Origin of the sequence: Streptomyces rapamycinicus NRRL 5491 (assembly GCF_024298965.1) — a bacterium.
Classification (GTDB): domain Bacteria; phylum Actinomycetota; class Actinomycetes; order Streptomycetales; family Streptomycetaceae; genus Streptomyces; species Streptomyces rapamycinicus.
In genome coordinates this window covers 6,196,212-6,211,242 of sequence record NZ_CP085193.1, presented here as the reverse complement: position 1 = coordinate 6,211,242, position 15,031 = coordinate 6,196,212, and the positions used below count along the sequence as shown (strand labels likewise).

Annotated in this window: 15 protein-coding genes and 1 tRNA gene; 9 read left to right on the top strand and 7 right to left on the bottom strand. The window is 69.5% G+C overall.

Annotated features, from left to right (window positions below; genetic code table 11):
- Nucleotides 1-614 precede the first annotated feature (614 nt).
- The gene (locus LIV37_RS26010) at nt 615-1,637 is read left to right on the top strand and encodes a bifunctional DNA primase/polymerase (RefSeq protein ID WP_020870073.1); all 1,023 of its coding nucleotides are present in this window, start codon (nt 615-617) and stop codon (nt 1,635-1,637) included.
- A 443-nt stretch (nt 1,638-2,080) separates the two neighbouring features.
- Nucleotides 2,081-2,878, top strand: coding sequence for a hypothetical protein (locus LIV37_RS26005; RefSeq protein WP_020870072.1), 798 nt, complete (start codon nt 2,081-2,083; stop codon nt 2,876-2,878).
- Between the two features lie 103 nt (nt 2,879-2,981).
- Here the strand turns inward: LIV37_RS26005 and LIV37_RS26000 are convergent, their stop codons facing one another.
- Nucleotides 2,982-3,233 (bottom strand): helix-turn-helix domain-containing protein, encoded by a 252-nt coding sequence (locus LIV37_RS26000; RefSeq protein WP_338060263.1) that lies wholly within the window; start codon nt 3,231-3,233, stop codon nt 2,982-2,984.
- Between the two features lie 326 nt (nt 3,234-3,559).
- Between LIV37_RS26000 and LIV37_RS25995 the strand changes: the two genes are divergently transcribed.
- The 3 genes from LIV37_RS25995 to LIV37_RS25985 all read left to right on the top strand — a co-directional run bounded on the left by LIV37_RS25995 (nt 3,560) and on the right by LIV37_RS25985 (nt 6,057).
- Nucleotides 3,560-4,009, top strand: coding sequence for a hypothetical protein (locus LIV37_RS25995; RefSeq protein ID WP_020870070.1), 450 nt, complete (start codon nt 3,560-3,562; stop codon nt 4,007-4,009).
- A 169-nt stretch (nt 4,010-4,178) separates the two neighbouring features.
- Nucleotides 4,179-5,681 (top strand): MFS transporter, encoded by a 1,503-nt coding sequence (locus LIV37_RS25990; RefSeq protein WP_020870069.1) that lies wholly within the window; start codon nt 4,179-4,181, stop codon nt 5,679-5,681.
- An 85-nt stretch (nt 5,682-5,766) separates the two neighbouring features.
- Nucleotides 5,767-6,057 carry a hypothetical protein gene (locus LIV37_RS25985; protein WP_148717799.1) on the top strand — a complete coding sequence of 97 codons (291 nt, stop codon included), beginning with the start codon at nt 5,767-5,769 and terminating at the stop codon, nt 6,055-6,057.
- Between the two features lie 90 nt (nt 6,058-6,147).
- On the opposite strand, the gene LIV37_RS25980 is transcribed toward LIV37_RS25985, so the two are convergent.
- Nucleotides 6,148-6,657 (bottom strand): SRPBCC family protein, encoded by a 510-nt coding sequence (locus LIV37_RS25980; RefSeq protein ID WP_158634887.1) that lies wholly within the window; start codon nt 6,655-6,657, stop codon nt 6,148-6,150.
- Nucleotides 6,658-6,881: 224 nt separating this feature from the next.
- Between LIV37_RS25980 and LIV37_RS25975 the strand changes: the two genes are divergently transcribed.
- Nucleotides 6,882-7,316 (top strand): VOC family protein, encoded by a 435-nt coding sequence (locus LIV37_RS25975; RefSeq protein WP_020870066.1) that lies wholly within the window; start codon nt 6,882-6,884, stop codon nt 7,314-7,316.
- A gap of 245 nt (nt 7,317-7,561) precedes the next feature.
- Here LIV37_RS25975 and LIV37_RS25970 read toward each other — a convergent pair whose 3' ends face one another.
- From LIV37_RS25970 to LIV37_RS25950, 5 genes are all read right to left on the bottom strand, one after another.
- Complete coding sequence (locus LIV37_RS25970; protein WP_020870065.1) at nt 7,562-7,876, bottom strand: DUF1330 domain-containing protein; 315 nt, start codon at nt 7,874-7,876, stop codon at nt 7,562-7,564.
- Between the two features lie 192 nt (nt 7,877-8,068).
- Complete coding sequence (locus LIV37_RS25965) at nt 8,069-8,731, bottom strand: M15 family metallopeptidase (RefSeq protein WP_020870064.1); 663 nt, start codon at nt 8,729-8,731, stop codon at nt 8,069-8,071.
- 186 nt (nt 8,732-8,917) lie between these two features.
- Nucleotides 8,918-9,517 (bottom strand): ALF repeat-containing protein, encoded by a 600-nt coding sequence (locus tag LIV37_RS25960; protein WP_020870063.1) that lies wholly within the window; start codon nt 9,515-9,517, stop codon nt 8,918-8,920.
- Nucleotides 9,518-9,800: 283 nt separating this feature from the next.
- A tRNA-Ser gene (locus LIV37_RS25955) sits at nt 9,801-9,887 on the bottom strand.
- Nucleotides 9,888-9,926: 39 nt separating this feature from the next.
- Nucleotides 9,927-11,531: a S1C family serine protease gene (locus LIV37_RS25950; protein WP_121824502.1), complete on the bottom strand. Its 1,605-nt coding sequence runs from the start codon at nt 11,529-11,531 to the stop codon at nt 9,927-9,929.
- A gap of 231 nt (nt 11,532-11,762) precedes the next feature.
- On the opposite strand from LIV37_RS25950, the gene LIV37_RS25945 reads away from it, so the two are divergent.
- The 3 genes from LIV37_RS25945 to LIV37_RS25935 all read left to right on the top strand — a co-directional run bounded on the left by LIV37_RS25945 (nt 11,763) and on the right by LIV37_RS25935 (nt 14,603).
- Nucleotides 11,763-12,596, top strand: a complete 834-nt coding sequence (locus LIV37_RS25945) for a glycerophosphodiester phosphodiesterase (RefSeq protein WP_020870061.1) — start codon at nt 11,763-11,765, stop codon at nt 12,594-12,596.
- A gap of 140 nt (nt 12,597-12,736) precedes the next feature.
- Entirely contained in the window at nt 12,737-13,450 is a 714-nt protein-coding gene (locus tag LIV37_RS52650; protein ID WP_373920651.1) for an ATP-binding protein, read from the top strand.
- 184 nt (nt 13,451-13,634) lie between these two features.
- A complete protein-coding gene (locus LIV37_RS25935; RefSeq protein ID WP_020870059.1) occupies nt 13,635-14,603 on the top strand; it encodes a DUF5926 family protein in 969 nt (322 codons plus the stop codon).
- Nucleotides 14,604-15,031 lie beyond the last annotated feature (428 nt).

Here is a 15,031-nt window from a genome sequence, read left to right as displayed (position 1 = left end):
GCGCGGTCGCGCGATGGCGTTGATACGCCATCGCGCGACCGTACGACCTCACCCGTCCCGTTTCGCTCAATGAATCACCACAGCTCACTCAGATCGTTCGGACACCGGCCGCTGTTTCGCGTTCTCCGCGATTCCCACGATTCCCGCGTCTCCCTTACGGGCGCTCGCGGCGGTCGCGGGTGCTCGCGATGGCGGCGACCTGCCCCCGTGCGAGCGAGCCACACCCCAGGAGCCGCGCCCCACCCTGGACGCGGAGAACGGTGGCGCGGCGAAGGTGCGACCGGGACCCGTCCGGATGTCCGCCATCTCGATTCCTCCGATCCTCCGACTCCCGCGACCTCCCCGAGGCTCGAAAGGGTCGCGGAAGCAGAGTTGCCCACCGATTCTCGGACGATGCGCACGGGCCGCTGGAATTACCACGCAAGCATGATGAACCTGTTGTAAACACCCCACGCACCCCCACTCCCCACGTCACGCCGGTGCGCCCGGCGTGCCGCCCCCACCCGGCCATGAGCCGAGCCTTACGAGAGATTCCGTTCCGCATAATTTCGGCCATCCTCGGCGACTTGCCGGGCCCTCTTCCCATTACCGAACACTTGTCCGAAAATGAGGGCATGGCGAATCCCTCACTCGCCCATGCTCTTACCCACGCCCTGACCGCCGCGGGCCACGGTTTCCGAGTGATCCCGCTGACCCGCGCGAAGCTGCCCGCCGTGCGCTCCCCTCACCACCACGACCCCGCCCCGCTGCCGTGCCATGGCGAATGCGGTCGGCTGGGCCACGGAGTCCACGACGCCTCAGCGGACCCGGACGCGATCCGCGCCCTCTTCGCCGCCGCCCCCTGGGCCACCGGCTACGGCATCGCCTGCGGATGCGCCCCGTACCACCTCATCGGCGTCGACCTCGACGTCAGGGAGGTGCGGCCCGATAAGCACGGAGCGCCTGGCAGGGCCCAGCCCCCGGATGTCGATGCCGGGGCAGCCGGAACCGCCGGAGCAGCGGGGAGTCCCGATGCAAGCCGTAAGGACGGCACGGACGGTCTGGCCGCCCTCGCCCGGCTGGCCCGCGAGCACGCCTTCGCCATCCCCCGTACGGTCACCGTGCTCACCCCGAGCGGCGGCCGCCATCTGTGGCTGTGCGGCCCACCCGGCCTCGCCGTCCCCAACTCCGCCGGCCGTCTGGCACCCGGCATCGACATCCGGGGGCTGGGCGGCTATCTGGTCGGCCCCGGCTCCTACGCCTCGCACGGCAGCTATCGCCTCGCGCCCGGCGCCCCCGCCTGGGCCCCGGCCCCCGTACCGTCCGCCCTGTTGCGCCTGCTCACACCACCGCGCCCGGCCCAGCCTCGCTCGTACCGCCCCTCGTACCACCCCGGCCCGCCGTTCCCCGAACCGCATCCCGCGGCCCTGGAGGGGCTCGTACGGTTCGTCCGCGCCTCACGGGAGGGTCAGCGCAACGACCGGCTGTTCTGGGCGGCCTGCCGCGCCTACGAGGCGGGCGCGGGGCCGGAGTTGGCCCCCGCCCTGATCGAGGCCGCGCTCGACACCGGCCTGTCCCCGCGCGAGGCCCGCGCCACCTTGGCCTCCGCGGCCCGCAGCGCCGCCCGCCACCTCCAGCCCCCGGACGCGTGCGCCTGACGCCCTGCCTGATGCCCGGCCTGATGCCCGGTATGCCCCCTGGGCGGCATGAACGGAACAGAGGCGGCAGACGTATCGCAGGACACCAGAGGCGGCGCGATCCAGCGGTACACGGACGGTGACCCGTGCGCTACGGGAACGAAGAGCACTATCGTGACCACGCGACGAGGCGCTCCGCACAGGAGCCGGAAGGCGCAGCAACCGGAAGGCGCAGGGACCGAAACGCGTAGGAACCAGGCGGCGCGGGGACCGAACGGCGCAGGAACCACACGCCCACTCGCCGGTGCTTCCGCCCCTGAGGGCGGACAGTGAAGGGATTCCCGCTCTCCCCGCGATCGGTGCCTCGTGACCGGCGCTTCGGCACCGGTGCTCCGTGACCGGCGCCCGGTGACCGGCCGACCGCCTTCGGCGCACCGGCACCAAGGCGCGATCAGGGGGGAGCATTGCACGAGCTCTACGCACAGGGGTGGTTCGCGGACATCGCGTTACCCATCGGCGTCTGCGCGCTGGTCACCTGGATCTCGCTGGTCCATCGTTTCGCCGACAAGGGCCGCCTGCTGGGGACCGTAAGGTCCGCGTCGCTGTGCTGCGGAATCATCGCCTGCACCTGCGCGGCGGCGCTGCTCACCATCGCCCTGCTGCTGCCGCACGCCGCCGACGTGCCACCCGCCGTGGCCGCCGCCGCCGCGGGCGGAGCCCTGGCGCCTCGCGTCCGTCAGCAGCAGAACCAGCAGTCCACACCGCCCTTCGTGGCCGTGATCACGCTGGGCATCGCGGTCCTGCTGAGCGAGCTGGAGCGGCGGCTGGTCCACGACATGTACCTCCACTGCCACCGCCTGGTCAGGAACTTCGAGAACGTGGCCCAGCTGCGCATGTTCGCCTTCGAGACCCGCCTCCACCTGCGCGGCTGCACCTCGGCGACCAAGGACAGGACGACGATCAACACCCTGTACGAGGAGGTGGACCAGCTCCTGGACGACGCGGCCAAGGTCGAGGCCGACATCGAGGCGAAATGCCGGCAGCGAGAGGTCCAGGAGTTCCCACCGGAGCTGCACGCCCCGACCCGGGAGGAGGCGGAGGACCGCCGTCAGACCCTGGCGATGGCCATGGACGCCTGCGTACGCATGCTGGAGTTCGGTTACCGCACCGGGAAGCGGAGCGGCGACCGCGAGCTCACGCGGCTGCGGGACGAGGCACTGGCGGTACGCCCCCTCGCCACGACGGGTGCCTCGCACCCCTGATGTGACTCGGACCCCTGACATGACTCGCACCGCTGACGTGGCGCCGCACACCGCACACCACGGCGACGCCCGTCAGGGACGCACCCCGCGCACCCCGATGCCTTCAAGGAGCGTAGACAAAAGCATCGGACCCATCGCCCAGCCCACGCGGCCGCCGAGCCCCGTCCCCCTTGGGCTCCACAAAACTGATCTTGATGTCCAGCTCCAGCGCATCGGCCACGGCAGCGAGGCTGCGCAGCGTCAGATTCTCGTCACCGGAGAGGATTTGGCTCACTCGTCCCGGGCTGACATCCATGAGCCGGGCGAGGTCAGTGCGGCTCATGCCACGCTTCCCCAGCAACCCGGCGACCTCCACAGTGGCCTGACGCGCCAACCGCGCCCCCGAGTGGTCGGCAGCCTCCGCCTTCGCACCTTTGCTCTTCCACGGCACGCTTCATCAACCTCCCAGCGCATGGTGCCGACCTCGGGCGTCGAACGCCCTGAGTGAAAGCTTCCCACCTTTAGCTACAACTAAAAGCCCACTTCCCGCCTTCGCACCCGTCATCCACCCCCCAAACAGCCGATCCCCCGTCCCTGACCTGCACCAACACCCCCACCCATACCTTTTCGGCCAGATCTGCCCGCCGACCAGCCCCACCGAACGAACGACGGCCCCCGTCCCCCGTCTCTAACATCCGCACCGTGAAGATCGGCGAAGCAAGACAACTCGTTGACGAAGCCCCCTACGTACGCTTCCAGAGCCCGGTCCGGAACGAGCGCGGCTACTTCTCCGGGGTGTTCGGCCTGGTCAACGGCCTGGCGCGGAACGGGAAGCTGAGCGCTGAGCAGGAACGCTTCCGACGGGCCAACAATGACTGGTACAACGCGGCGTATCCAGACCCCTCGACCGTGGATCCGACGGTTTACGACCATGAGGTCCACCCCGGCGCGGCGGCCTGGTTCAAGCCCACATCCCAGGACCTGATCACACGGGTGGACGGGTACCTGGAGATCCTTGCCGCCCATGGCATCGAGTGCCGGATGATCCGGTCGTCGAATCCGGGGAGGATCGTCTACGAGGACGCGTACCAGATCGTCGTCGTGCCGTACGAGAGCAGAAGCGGGGCCGACGAAGAGCCCGACCGGATGTGAAGTCGCCGCACAGCCGTGTCCGGAAGCCCTTGTCCGGAAACCCTCGTCCGGCCCCTCACCTCGCCGGGCTTCAACCGGCGACTTGAGGGATATCGGCTCATCGGCGCTGGTCCGGTGGCCGGAGGCGGTGAAAAGTCTCCGGGATCACTTCAACGAAACACTTGAAGTCATGAATCCCCGAGACACCGATCCGCCCCGGGCGGAGCCTGCCCTCGAGACGCGCCGCGACACGGGAGGAGCCGCCCCCGCGCGGCGGCAGTGGCCGACGCTGCTGGCGGTGAGCGCGGCCCAGCTACTCGTCGTCCTGGACGGCACCATCGTGAACATCGCGCTGCCCTCCGCCCAGAGCGCGCTCGGCATGTCCGACGCGAGCCGGCAATGGGCGATCACCGCGTACGCCCTGGCCTTCGGCGGTCTGCTGCTGATCGGCGGCAGGGTCAGCGGCGCACTCGGCCATCGCCGTACGTTCATCATCGGCCTGGCCGGTTTCGCCGCTGCGTCCGCGCTGGGCGGTGCCGCCGTGAACCCCGGGACCCTCTTCGGGGCCCGCGCCCTGCAAGGCGTCTTCGCCGCCGTACTCGCGCCCGCCGGGTTGTCGTTGCTCAGTACGACGTTCACCGAGCCGCGCGAACGCGGCCGGGCGTTCGGTGTGTTCGCCGCGGTCGGTGCCTCCGGCTCCGCCCTCGGCCTGGTCGCCGGGGGACTGCTGACCGAGTACGTCAGCTGGCGGGGCTGCCTGTACATCAACGTCCCTGTCGCACTGCTCGCCCTGCTCGGCGCGACACGCGTGCCACCGGACCACCCCTGCCGCGGCGACGGGCCGCTCGACGTCGCGGGTGCCCTGCTCAGCGCCGCGGGCTTCGCCGCCATGGTCTACGCCTTCAACGAGGCCGAACCCCTCGGTTGGGGCTCACCGAGGGTACTGACCCTGCTGACCGGCAGCGGCCTGCTGCTGGCCGCGTTCGCCGCCGTCGAGACGCGAGCCCGCCGCCCGCTGCTGCCGATGCGCATGCTCCTGCACCGTGCCCGCTGCGGCGCACTCATCTCGATCGGCCTGATGTTCGTCGCCATGTTCGGCTTCTACCTGTTCATGAGCTACTACACCCAGACCGTCCTCGGCTACTCACCGGTCCAGGCGGGCCTGACGCTGATGATCAACGCCCTGGCCGCCCTGATCGGCTCCACACTCATCGCCGGGACGCTCCACGGACGCCTCACTCCCGCGGCACTGATCCTCCCCGGCCTGATCGCCGCGGCCTCCGGCATGCTCATCCTCACGCGCCTGACCCCACACAGCGCACACGTCCTGCCGCTCTACCTGGCACCCGCCCTGGTACTCACCGGGCTCGGCCTCGGCTGCGTCATCCCCCCGACCGCCGCCCTGGCCACCGCCGACACACGGCGAGACGACATCGGGGCCGCATCGGCCGCCTACAACGCCTCCCAGCAACTCGGAGCCGCCCTCGGCACCGCACTCCTCAACACCATCGCGGCAAGCGCAACGGCGTCCTCCCTGACATCGGCACGCCACACCACGCCGAGCTCGGCGTCCGTCCACGGCTACACCACAGCCCTGACCGTCGCCTTCGGCATCCTCCTGGCCGCCGCGTGCATCGCCGCGCCACTGACCACGACCCGCCGCGCGAACCGCCACGGCTCACGCGAGCCGTGAGCGCCCGTCAAGCGACGGCCGCTAGCAATGGGTGAGGAGGGGCGGTCGGCGTCTCCTCCGGATCGTGTCTGAGCAGGAGGCAACGATGCGTCGTACCGGACTTGTGGCGGCGTCGGTGACGGGTGCGGTGTCCCTCGCCCTGTCGCCGGCGGGATCGGCCATGGCCGCCGAGGGCACCCTGACCGTCGGCCTGGCCACCCACATCAACCCCAGCGGCTGCTACACGACGAACGTCTGGCCCATGTTCGTGGCCAACAACACCAACCAGGTCGCCACCGTCTTTGACCTCCCGAACTGCCAGGGCCACGCGATCAGCCAGGTCCGGCCGAGCGAGTCCAACGTCTTCCAGTTCGGCACCAGCGCCTCCATCTCCTGACGCCCGGAGCACGACACGCGGAAGGGGTGCCCCCCCGAACCATGGGCACCCCTTCCGACAGCTACGCCACGCGAGATCGGGAGCAGGTGCTCATACGCGCCGGCTCCGGATGTCGCGGGCCATGGCCTCGATCGTCGCTGTCATGTTGCGGCGTAGTTGGTCCAGCCGTCCTTGCAGGAGCGCCGCGGCGTTCTCAGGGTCGGCCCGCACCGCCGCACGGGCCCCGCTGTCACCCGGTCCATGGATGAACGACTGACGGACCACCGTCTGATCCTGCCGCGCGGCGGGCCGTAGATCGTAGTGCCAGGTGGCGAAATGCTCCTCGGTCTCCGGGGCGCCCCCGAACACTCTCCAGCCGAACGAGTACGGCCGATCCGCCGCGACGACCACGCACACGACCTGCGTGACAAGCCCGTTGGGGAACCGGTTGCGAGCCTCGAAGCGCGCCCCGACCACTGGTCCGCTCCAGCCGTCCAGCCAACCCGCGTAGGTGCACTCCGGGCTCCAGTCACCGATCCGCGAGAGGTCCGTGACCGCCTCCCAGAACTGGTCCACCGGCACGTCGACGGATAGTTCGACCTCTGCACGGGCGCCAGTCACGCCGAAATCCTGATCCATACGAGGACAGACCGACCAGCCGACGAAAACTCATCGCAGCCCCTCCGACCCAGAAACCCCCCACACAGCATGGAGTGAGACGGCGGACACGCAAAAGGGGCGCCCCCGAACCATGGACACCCCTTCTGACCAGCTAGTTCGCTGACCTCGGCAGAGGCTGAGGAATGTGAACCCTCGGTGTCAGCGGCGCGCAGTACGGTCCTGACATGGCAGCCAGAATCGATCTGACCTTTGATTGCACGGACGCGAATCTCCTCGCCGAGTTCTGGAAGACGGCCCTGGGGTATGTCGACGAGCCACCGCCCGCTCCCTTCAAAACCCGCGAGGAGTGGCTTGCACAGTTCGATCTCCGGGAAGACGATTCCGCGGACGACGGCGCATGGCTCTGCGATCCCGACGGTATCGGCCCCAGGCTCTCCATCCTCAAGGTCCCCGAGCGGAAGACAGCGAAGAACCGGCTTCATCTCGACATCCGGGTGCCAGGACACGGCAGCCCTGACGAACGGTGGGCGCGGATGAGAACAGAGTCCGAGCGGCTGATGAGAGCGGGAGGGAAGGTCCTGGAGGAGTTCGACGGGCACCATATTCTGATGGCTGACCCAGAGGGCAACGAGTTCTGCGTCGGCGCGGCCTCGTCATAGCGAGCGGCTGACCGGCTCCGTGCGCGGCGGAAGCCGGTCAGCCGAGGCAGGGCTCGTCCGGAGCTCCCCGCCGGTGGGGTGAGCCCGGAAGCAGACGGAGAAGTGTTACCTACCCTCTCAGTCGCCGTACGCCATTACGTGGTGGGGGTCGGTGCAGGTAGAGCCCGACGATATTGTCCACCGCGACGGTGGTGCCGGTCTCACCACATCGGACGTCCCTCGCCCTCCAACTCCCCTGTCGCACGCTAGGCCGGAAGGGAGAAGCCCTCCGGCGGCGAGCCCTCGGCGAACAGCATCTGAACCCGAACCTCTTCCTCCCGTATCTCCCGGGCTCGCCGGTACTCGGGGGAGTCGTACCATTCCCGGATCCGGTCCATATCGGGGAACTCGATGACCAGGAACCGGGAGGAATCCCAGGTGCCCTCGACGGGCTCGGGCGTGGGACCCGCGACCAGGTAACGGCCGCCGTGGCTGAGGACGGACTTCTGGGCCACGGGGGCGTAGGCCAGACCAGCCTCCTCGTCGAGCACATCGACGTTGACGATGACGTAAGCACTCACAGGGTTCCCCGTTTCCTTGTGGTTGTTGCTGCGGTGTTCAAGTAGACCCCGTGGCCCACCAGGGGTTCACATCGCCATCCGGACGGCCCAGCGGGCAATAAGGTCCACCACCGGAGCGGTGATCGGGAACGATCAACACGGCGATGCTGCTGGATCTCGCATCCGTTGAACGCATCGGTCAGGCCTGGCGTGTCACCCGCACAGCTCCATCTCCTTCGGGCGGTAGAGAGCTGCGGCCTCCCCCGTGAGCAGAGCCCAGTAGCGGTCACCGAAGGACCAGTGCCACCACTCTGTGGGGTAGTTCACCAGGCCCGCAGCGCTGAGCACTCCCCCCAGTACCTTCCGGTTGGCCCGAGCCTCCTCGCTGATGTTGGTGGCGTGGGTGAAGCAGGCCCCCTCGCTCTCCTCAGGGTCCGCATTCATTCGCGTGCCCAGATCCAACTCAGACCCACTGACGTCGGCAAGGGTCAGGTCGACGGCTGCACCGGCGCTGTGGGGAGCGATGTCAGGTGGGGACACATACCGACTCGCCGCCGAATAGACCTGCTCATCGGACCAATCGGTACGGCTGGTGCGCAGCTGGCTCACATACTCCTCGAAGTACTCCCGCTGAAGCGAGGGCGGACGATACCCCTCGACAAACAGCAGCCGAAAGCCCTGCGGAAGCATCGCCTGAGCCTTGAGCAGCCGATCCGACACACCTTCCCGCAGATACGCGAAAGCACCTAACGGGTCCTCTTGGCGTGTATCGACCAGTAACGAGCCGCTACGACGCACGTCTACGAGACGTTCGCCGCATTCCACGACGGGCATGGCGGCGACCTTCGGGTCCGACATCAAGACGATCTCACTCATAGCCTGATCATCGCGCAGAATTCGTAGACCACAGCTTCAGACCTCTTGATCCGTAGGTTCGGGCAGGGCCCTGGCGCGGGCCCGGCAGCACTCCGGACCGGCGCCCCCACCGAGTTGCTGGGAGGCACCGAGTCGTTGATCGGATTGCCGCCGGACACGTCGGGCAGGGCGTATTCCCCGCCTTGCCTAACCCTCCACCTCGTACTGCCCCACCTCACGGAAGTAGCGCAGGGCTTCCGGGGAGCCGTCGTCGAGGGCAGCGTTGGCTGCGGCGCGCAGGGCGTCACTGATGTCCGGAGCCGCGAGCATGCGAGCTATGTAGACGGCGTCGTCCTCGGCTTGGGCCAGCCGGTAGCCGCTCTCCAGCCAGGCGCGCATCTCCTCCGGGGAGTTGTTGTCGAGGAGCTTGTTGGCCTCCTCGATGACTCGCTTGTCATTGTTCTGCGTCGCTACGTGGAGGATGCGGGCGATGGCGACCCGGTCGTCCTCGGCCTGAGCCAGCCGGTAGCCGGTCTTCAAGAAGGTGCGCATGTCATCCACGGTGCCGTTGAGGGCCTCATTGGCCTCTCGGGTGACCCCCCGGCCGCTGTCCTCGTCCGCCAGGATGGCGGCGATCGCCGCACGCAGTTCGTCCTCCGACATCTCGTCCACCGGTGTGTCGGACACAGTCGCCACGGTGGCGGTGACCGGGGCCGCCGAACCGCTGGCGAACGCCGGGGCGGTCAAGAGGAGGGCTGGGGTCAGGGCGGTGGCCACGACGAGCAGAACGGCACGCGTCGGTCTCATGAAAATACGCCTCCGTGTTCGGACTTCAGGTATGCAGATGATCACCCATGCGCGCCAGAATCGCACGAGGAATCGATTAGTCCGGAAAAGCGTGCCGCCGTTGCTGTCAGGAACACCCGGAACGTCTCGCGGTAGCCCCGGCCCCCCGGTGCTGGTCCGGATGTGGCGGGAGCACATCGAACGGTACGCACTGCCCCAGACAGCCGTCTCGTCCGCCCGGCACGAGACAGGGGCGCCCCTGGATCGGGGCGCCCCTTCTGATGTGCTCGTTCTCTCACCTGTGCGGAGGCTGAGGGATTTGAACCCTCGGTGACATCGCTGCCACGACGGTTTTCAAGACCGTTCCCTTAGGCCGCTCGGGCAAGCCTCCCCGCGCCGTTCGTGATGGCGCGGGGATCAGCCTAGCGCGTCAGCTGTCGCCCTTGCGCTTCCCCAAGGTGACGTCCACCTTGGACACCTTGCCGCCGCGCTTGTAGGTGAGGGTGACCTTGTCGCCCGGCTGGTGGGTCCAGATCTCGCTGATGAGGGTGGGGCCGCTGTCGATGACCGTGTCGTCGAGCTTGGTGATCACGTCGCCGGACTTGAGGCCTGCCTTGTCGGCCGGGCCGCCGGGGACGATGGCGGGGCTGCCGCCGGTGCCGTTGGAGGCGATGGTGGCGCCGCTGGTGGAGTCCTTCATGTTGACCGTGGCCTCGATGACCGGGTAGACGGGCTGGCCCGTCTTGATCAGCTGCTCGGCGACGTTCTTGGCCTGGTTGATCGGGATCGCGAAGCCGAGGCCGATGCTGCCGGACTGCTGGGACTCGCCGAGGCCGCTGCCGTTGCCGGCGGACTGGATGGCGGAGTTGATGCCGATGACGCCGCCGTCCGCGTTGAGCAGCGGGCCGCCGGAGTTGCCCGGGTTGATGGAGGCATCGGTCTGGAGGGCGCTCATGTACGAGGCGTTGCCGCTGCCGCCGTCGCTGGAGGCGACCGGGCGGTTCTTGGCGCTCACGATGCCGGTGGTGACGGTGCCGGAGAGGCCGAAGGGGGCGCCGATGGCGACGGTGGCGTCGCCCACGGCGACCCGGTCGGAGTTGCCGAGGGGCAGCGGGTCGAGCTTGGCGCCCGCGGCGTTCTTGAGCTTGACCACGGCGACGTCGTAGCCCTGGGCGCGGCCGACGACCTGGGCGGTGTACCGCTTGCCGTTGGAGAAGGTGGCGGTCAGCTTGCCGTTGTCGGCGGCCGAGGCGACGACGTGGTTGTTGGTGAGGATGTGGCCCTGCTTGTCGTAGACGAAGCCGGTGCCGGTGCCGCTCTCGCCGTTGTTGCCCTGGGCCTCGATGGTGACGACGCTGGGCAGGGTCTTGTTGGCGATGCTCGACACCGAGCCGGGTGCGCGGCTCTCCGTCTTGGGGTTGCCGTAGGCGGAGACGGTGCTGGTGTCGCCGCTGTCGCTCTCCCGGTCGGCGGCCCAGAAGCCGATGCCGCCGCCGATGCCGCCCGCGACCAGGACGGCGGCCAGCACGGCGGCGACCAGCCCGCGGGGCTTGCGCTCGGAGGGGCCGGAGGACGGCGGCACGGGAGCGGTCCCCCACGGTCCGCCCGGGCCGTCCGGTCCGCCCGGGACTCCTTGCCCGCCCTGTCCGTCGCCCTGGCCGCCGTGCGGCTGTCCGCCTTCGGCCGACCACCACGCGCCGGACTGCCCGGCGTCCGAGCCGGGGCCCGGGGCGCCGGGTGCGCCGCCGCCTGACCCGTCGCCCGCGCCGGCCGACGCCGAGACGGCCGCGGGAGCGGCCGGTGACGCGGGCGGGGGCGTCGACGGGGGCTGGGCGGGGGGCGCCGACGGCGCGGGGCCGGGGGCTCCCGGCGATCCTGCGGCGTCGGGCGTGCCTATGGGCCCGTCCGGTGCGGCGCCCGCGGTGGGCTCGTAGTCCGGCGCGGGCGGCACCGCCGGGTTCGGGTGCGGCGCCGGAGGGGCCGGATGCGGCCCGGGCGCGGGCGGGACGGCAGAGCCCTCGTTCTCGGTGCTCACAGCTCTCTCCTCAGGTGCACGACAGATTTCCTCGACGGCCTGCGTGTACGTCTTACCGTTACGTCTTACCGTCGTCAGCTTTTCCCACAGCGCGTCAGACCGCCGTAAGGAGCGACAGCCCCGCGGACTACCACCCTTTATCCCGGACAATTCGCCCCACCGCCATTCCGTGCGAACGAACGGATGGGGCCGCGTCCACCGGCTCGCACCGGGCGGTGGCACCATAACGCGGTGACCTATGCGCGCCCTGCCCGGGACGGCCGCCCCGGGCCGCACATCGTCTCCGTCGTCGCTCACCGCGGGGCCTCCGAGGACGCCCCGGAGCACACCCTGGCTGCCTACCGTAAGGCAATCGAGGACGGTGCCGACGCCCTGGAGTGCGATGTCCGGCTGACCGCCGACGGCCATCTCGTCTGTGTGCACGACCGCCGCATCGACCGCACCTCCAACGGCCGGGGCGCGGTCTCGGCGCTGGAGCTGTCCGATCTGGCGACCTTGGACTTCGGCTCCTGGAAGGGCCGGGCCACCGACAGGGAGGAGCCGGACCGCGACAGCCGGGACAGCGTCTCCGTCCTCACCCTGGAACGGCTCCTGGGGCTCGTCTCGGACGCCGGACGCCGGATCGAGCTGGCGATCGAAACCAAGCATCCCACCCGGTGGGCGGGCCAGGTGGAGGACCGGCTGCTCGGGCTGCTGCGCCGCTTCGGCCTGGACGCGCCGCCACCCGGCGAACGTTCACCCATCCGTGTGATGAGCTTCTCAGCGCGCTCCCTGCACCGGATCCGCAGCGGGGCCCCCGCCATCCCCACCGTCTACCTGATGCAGTTCATACTGCCGCGCCACCGGGACGGCCAGCTGCCGCCCGGGGTGCGGATCGCGGGGCCGAGCATCCGGATCGTGCGGAACCACCCCGGCTATGTGTCACGGCTGCAGCGCGAGGGGCACCGAGTGCACGTCTGGACCGTCGATGAACCGGAGGACGTCGAATTGTGCGTCCGCCTGGGCGTTGACGCCCTGATCACCAATCGCCCCAAACAGGTACTGTCCCAACTCGGACGCTCATAATGGGCATTACAAGGCGTGCACCGGCGCGTTCGGTACGTATTCGATCGTGACAAGTGCGTCACGCGATGCCACTTGGCCGGTTTCCGCTCCAGCACCGCGGGGCATTCATCCCGTGGCGTGGGGCTAAGGAGGTCTCGGGGGTGGCTTTGGTGGTGGCACGGCAGGTGCCGACGTCGTCGACCATGGCCGTACCCCATGGTCCTGCGGGCGTCCGCGCGGCAAGACAGCGGATGCGTATCGATTTGGGCAGGACTGGGGTATCGGATTCGGTCATAGACGACGCTGTATTGATCCTTTCAGAACTGCTCAGCAACGCATGGCGACATGGCCGCCCTTGGCGTTCCGACCATGGTGGCGGCACGGTCCGGGCTGCATGGACCGTCGACGAGGACGACCGGCTGACGGTCGAGGTGACGGATGGCGGCGGACCCACAAGGCCGCTTCCGGCCAAACCGTCGGTGACCGCACGCGGCGGCCGCGGGCTGAACATCATCAGGTCGCTGGCCGAGGAATGGGGCGTGCGGGACGACATCGGCGAAGTCACCGTATGGGCCCTTCTCCCGCCCGACGACGAATTCGCCCGCCGCGTCACGATTCCCTCGGATCTCTCGCCCGAGCTGAATCCCCACCTGGGTGCGGAACTGGCCTCCGGGCTGCGTCCGGGCCTCGACGCGCATCTCGAGGCCGGTATCGACGCGAATCTCGGCTCGGACCTCGGCTCGGACCTCGGCTCAAACGTCGGCTCGGACCTCGACGCCGACCTGGGCTCCGGCTTCGGCTCGAATGTCGAGGCGAACATCGACCCCGATTTCGATCGCGAGCTGGACTTCGCCGATCTGGACGAGCTCGCGTAGCCGACGCGGCTCAGGGAGCCGACGCGGTTCGGCCAAAGGGCTAGGCTCGCGCCCGTAAACGAGTCGTACGCGCCGTGAGAGAGCACCGCCGCGGCCGTACGCAGACCGTCACGGGCGTACGTACGCAGACCGTCACGGGCGTACGAGCAAGCCCTGAGCCGCACGATCGGGAGACAGCCTCACCATGGCCAAGAAGCGCCGCCCCCAGACGAAGGCCGCAGGCCCACGGGTCGCCAACGGCGAGATCCCTGTGGTGGGCGCGCGGGAGCCCTGCCCGTGCGGCTCGGGCCGTCGCTACAAAGCCTGTCACGGCAGGGAAGCCGCACACGCCGTCACCGAGTTGGTGCAGCGCCCCTTCGAGGGGCTCCCCGGCGAATGCGACTGGGTGGCCCTGCGCGAGCTGGTGCCCGCCGCGACCGTCGAGCTGACCCTCGCCGAGGGGCTGCCCGAGGGGGTTCCGTCGGTCACCCTGGCGACCGTGCTGCCCATGGCGTGGCCCGCGCTGCGCCGCGACAACGGCACCGTGCTGCTCGGCCTCCAGAACGACACGCCCTCCGGCGACATCAGTCGCGACCTGGCCGACACCCTGCGCCGCGCGCTGACCGCCGAGCCGGGCACCCCGGTGGCCGCCGAGCGGGCTCCGGGCGACGGTCCGCGGCTGCAGGATCTGCTCGACCCGAAGGGCAATTTCTCGCCGACCCTGCACGAGGGGTTCGAGTTCTGGCTCGAGGACGCCGCGAACGCGACCGGAGAGGTCGCCGCGTCCCTGGAACGGGCCAACGCGGCCGCGATCCCCACCGCCCGGCTCACCGGCGTGGAGGCGGCCTACTGGTGCGAGACGCCGGAGAAGAACCACCTGCGCTGGGTGATGTCCCACCCCGAGGAGAAGCTGCTGGACGCGCTCGCCCGGCTGCACGCCGCGGGTGCCTCCTCGCTCGGCGAGAACACCCGGCTGGTGGGCTCCTTCCGGGCCCATGGGCTCACGGTGCCGGTGTGGGATCTGCCACGCGGGATGAGCGCCGAGGACACCGAGAAGCCGGCCGTGGACCTCGCCGAACGGCTCACGGAGGCGCTCGCCTCCGACGCCCCGCTGACGCCCGAGCAGCGCCGCGCCCGGGGCGGTCTCACCAACCGTCAGGTGACCCTGAGCTGAGGTCCCCCGGACGGCCGGAGGGCGCCGCGGGGGTACGTGACGCCGCTCACAACTCACTGTTACGCCCTGCAAATCGACGTCCGGAAATCCGCGATCGAATTTGCTATCGGCCGATCTCTTGTTACGGTTCTAAAAGCCCGGTCGCTGGTGCATCCCCCGTCGCCAGCGACCGGGCGCTTCCATGTCCGCGTCCGGACGGCGACGCGGGACGGCGGGTCAGGTACGGACCAACTGCCGTCGGCGGCGAGGAAGTTGCTCCCGGGGCCTGGTGGGCCTGGTCAGGGAGTTGCTCCGGCGCCCACAGCGCACAGCGGTGCCCACACGGTGCGCGGCACTGGCTCGCGCATAAAGCCCTCAGCGCCCAGTGCCCAGTGCCCAGTGCCCACGAAAAACGCCGGGCCCGGAGCCAGGAACGGCGCCCAGGAACG

Bases quoted from the DNA above. Each gene is read 5' to 3' on its own strand.
- LIV37_RS25975 (WP_020870066.1), top strand. From the start codon at position 6,882: ATGGCAGCCAGAATCGATCTGACCTTTGATTGCACGGACGCGAATCTC.
- LIV37_RS26010 (WP_020870073.1), top strand. From the start codon at position 615: ATGGCGAATCCCTCACTCGCCCATGCTCTTACCCACGCCCTGACCGCC.
- LIV37_RS25990 (WP_020870069.1), top strand. From the start codon at position 4,179: ATGAATCCCCGAGACACCGATCCGCCCCGGGCGGAGCCTGCCCTCGAG.
- LIV37_RS25965 (WP_020870064.1), bottom strand. From the start codon at position 8,731: ATGAGTGAGATCGTCTTGATGTCGGACCCGAAGGTCGCCGCCATGCCC.
- LIV37_RS25960 (WP_020870063.1), bottom strand. From the start codon at position 9,517: ATGAGACCGACGCGTGCCGTTCTGCTCGTCGTGGCCACCGCCCTGACC.
- LIV37_RS25985 (WP_148717799.1), top strand. From the start codon at position 5,767: ATGCGTCGTACCGGACTTGTGGCGGCGTCGGTGACGGGTGCGGTGTCC.
- LIV37_RS25935 (WP_020870059.1), top strand. From the start codon at position 13,635: ATGGCCAAGAAGCGCCGCCCCCAGACGAAGGCCGCAGGCCCACGGGTC.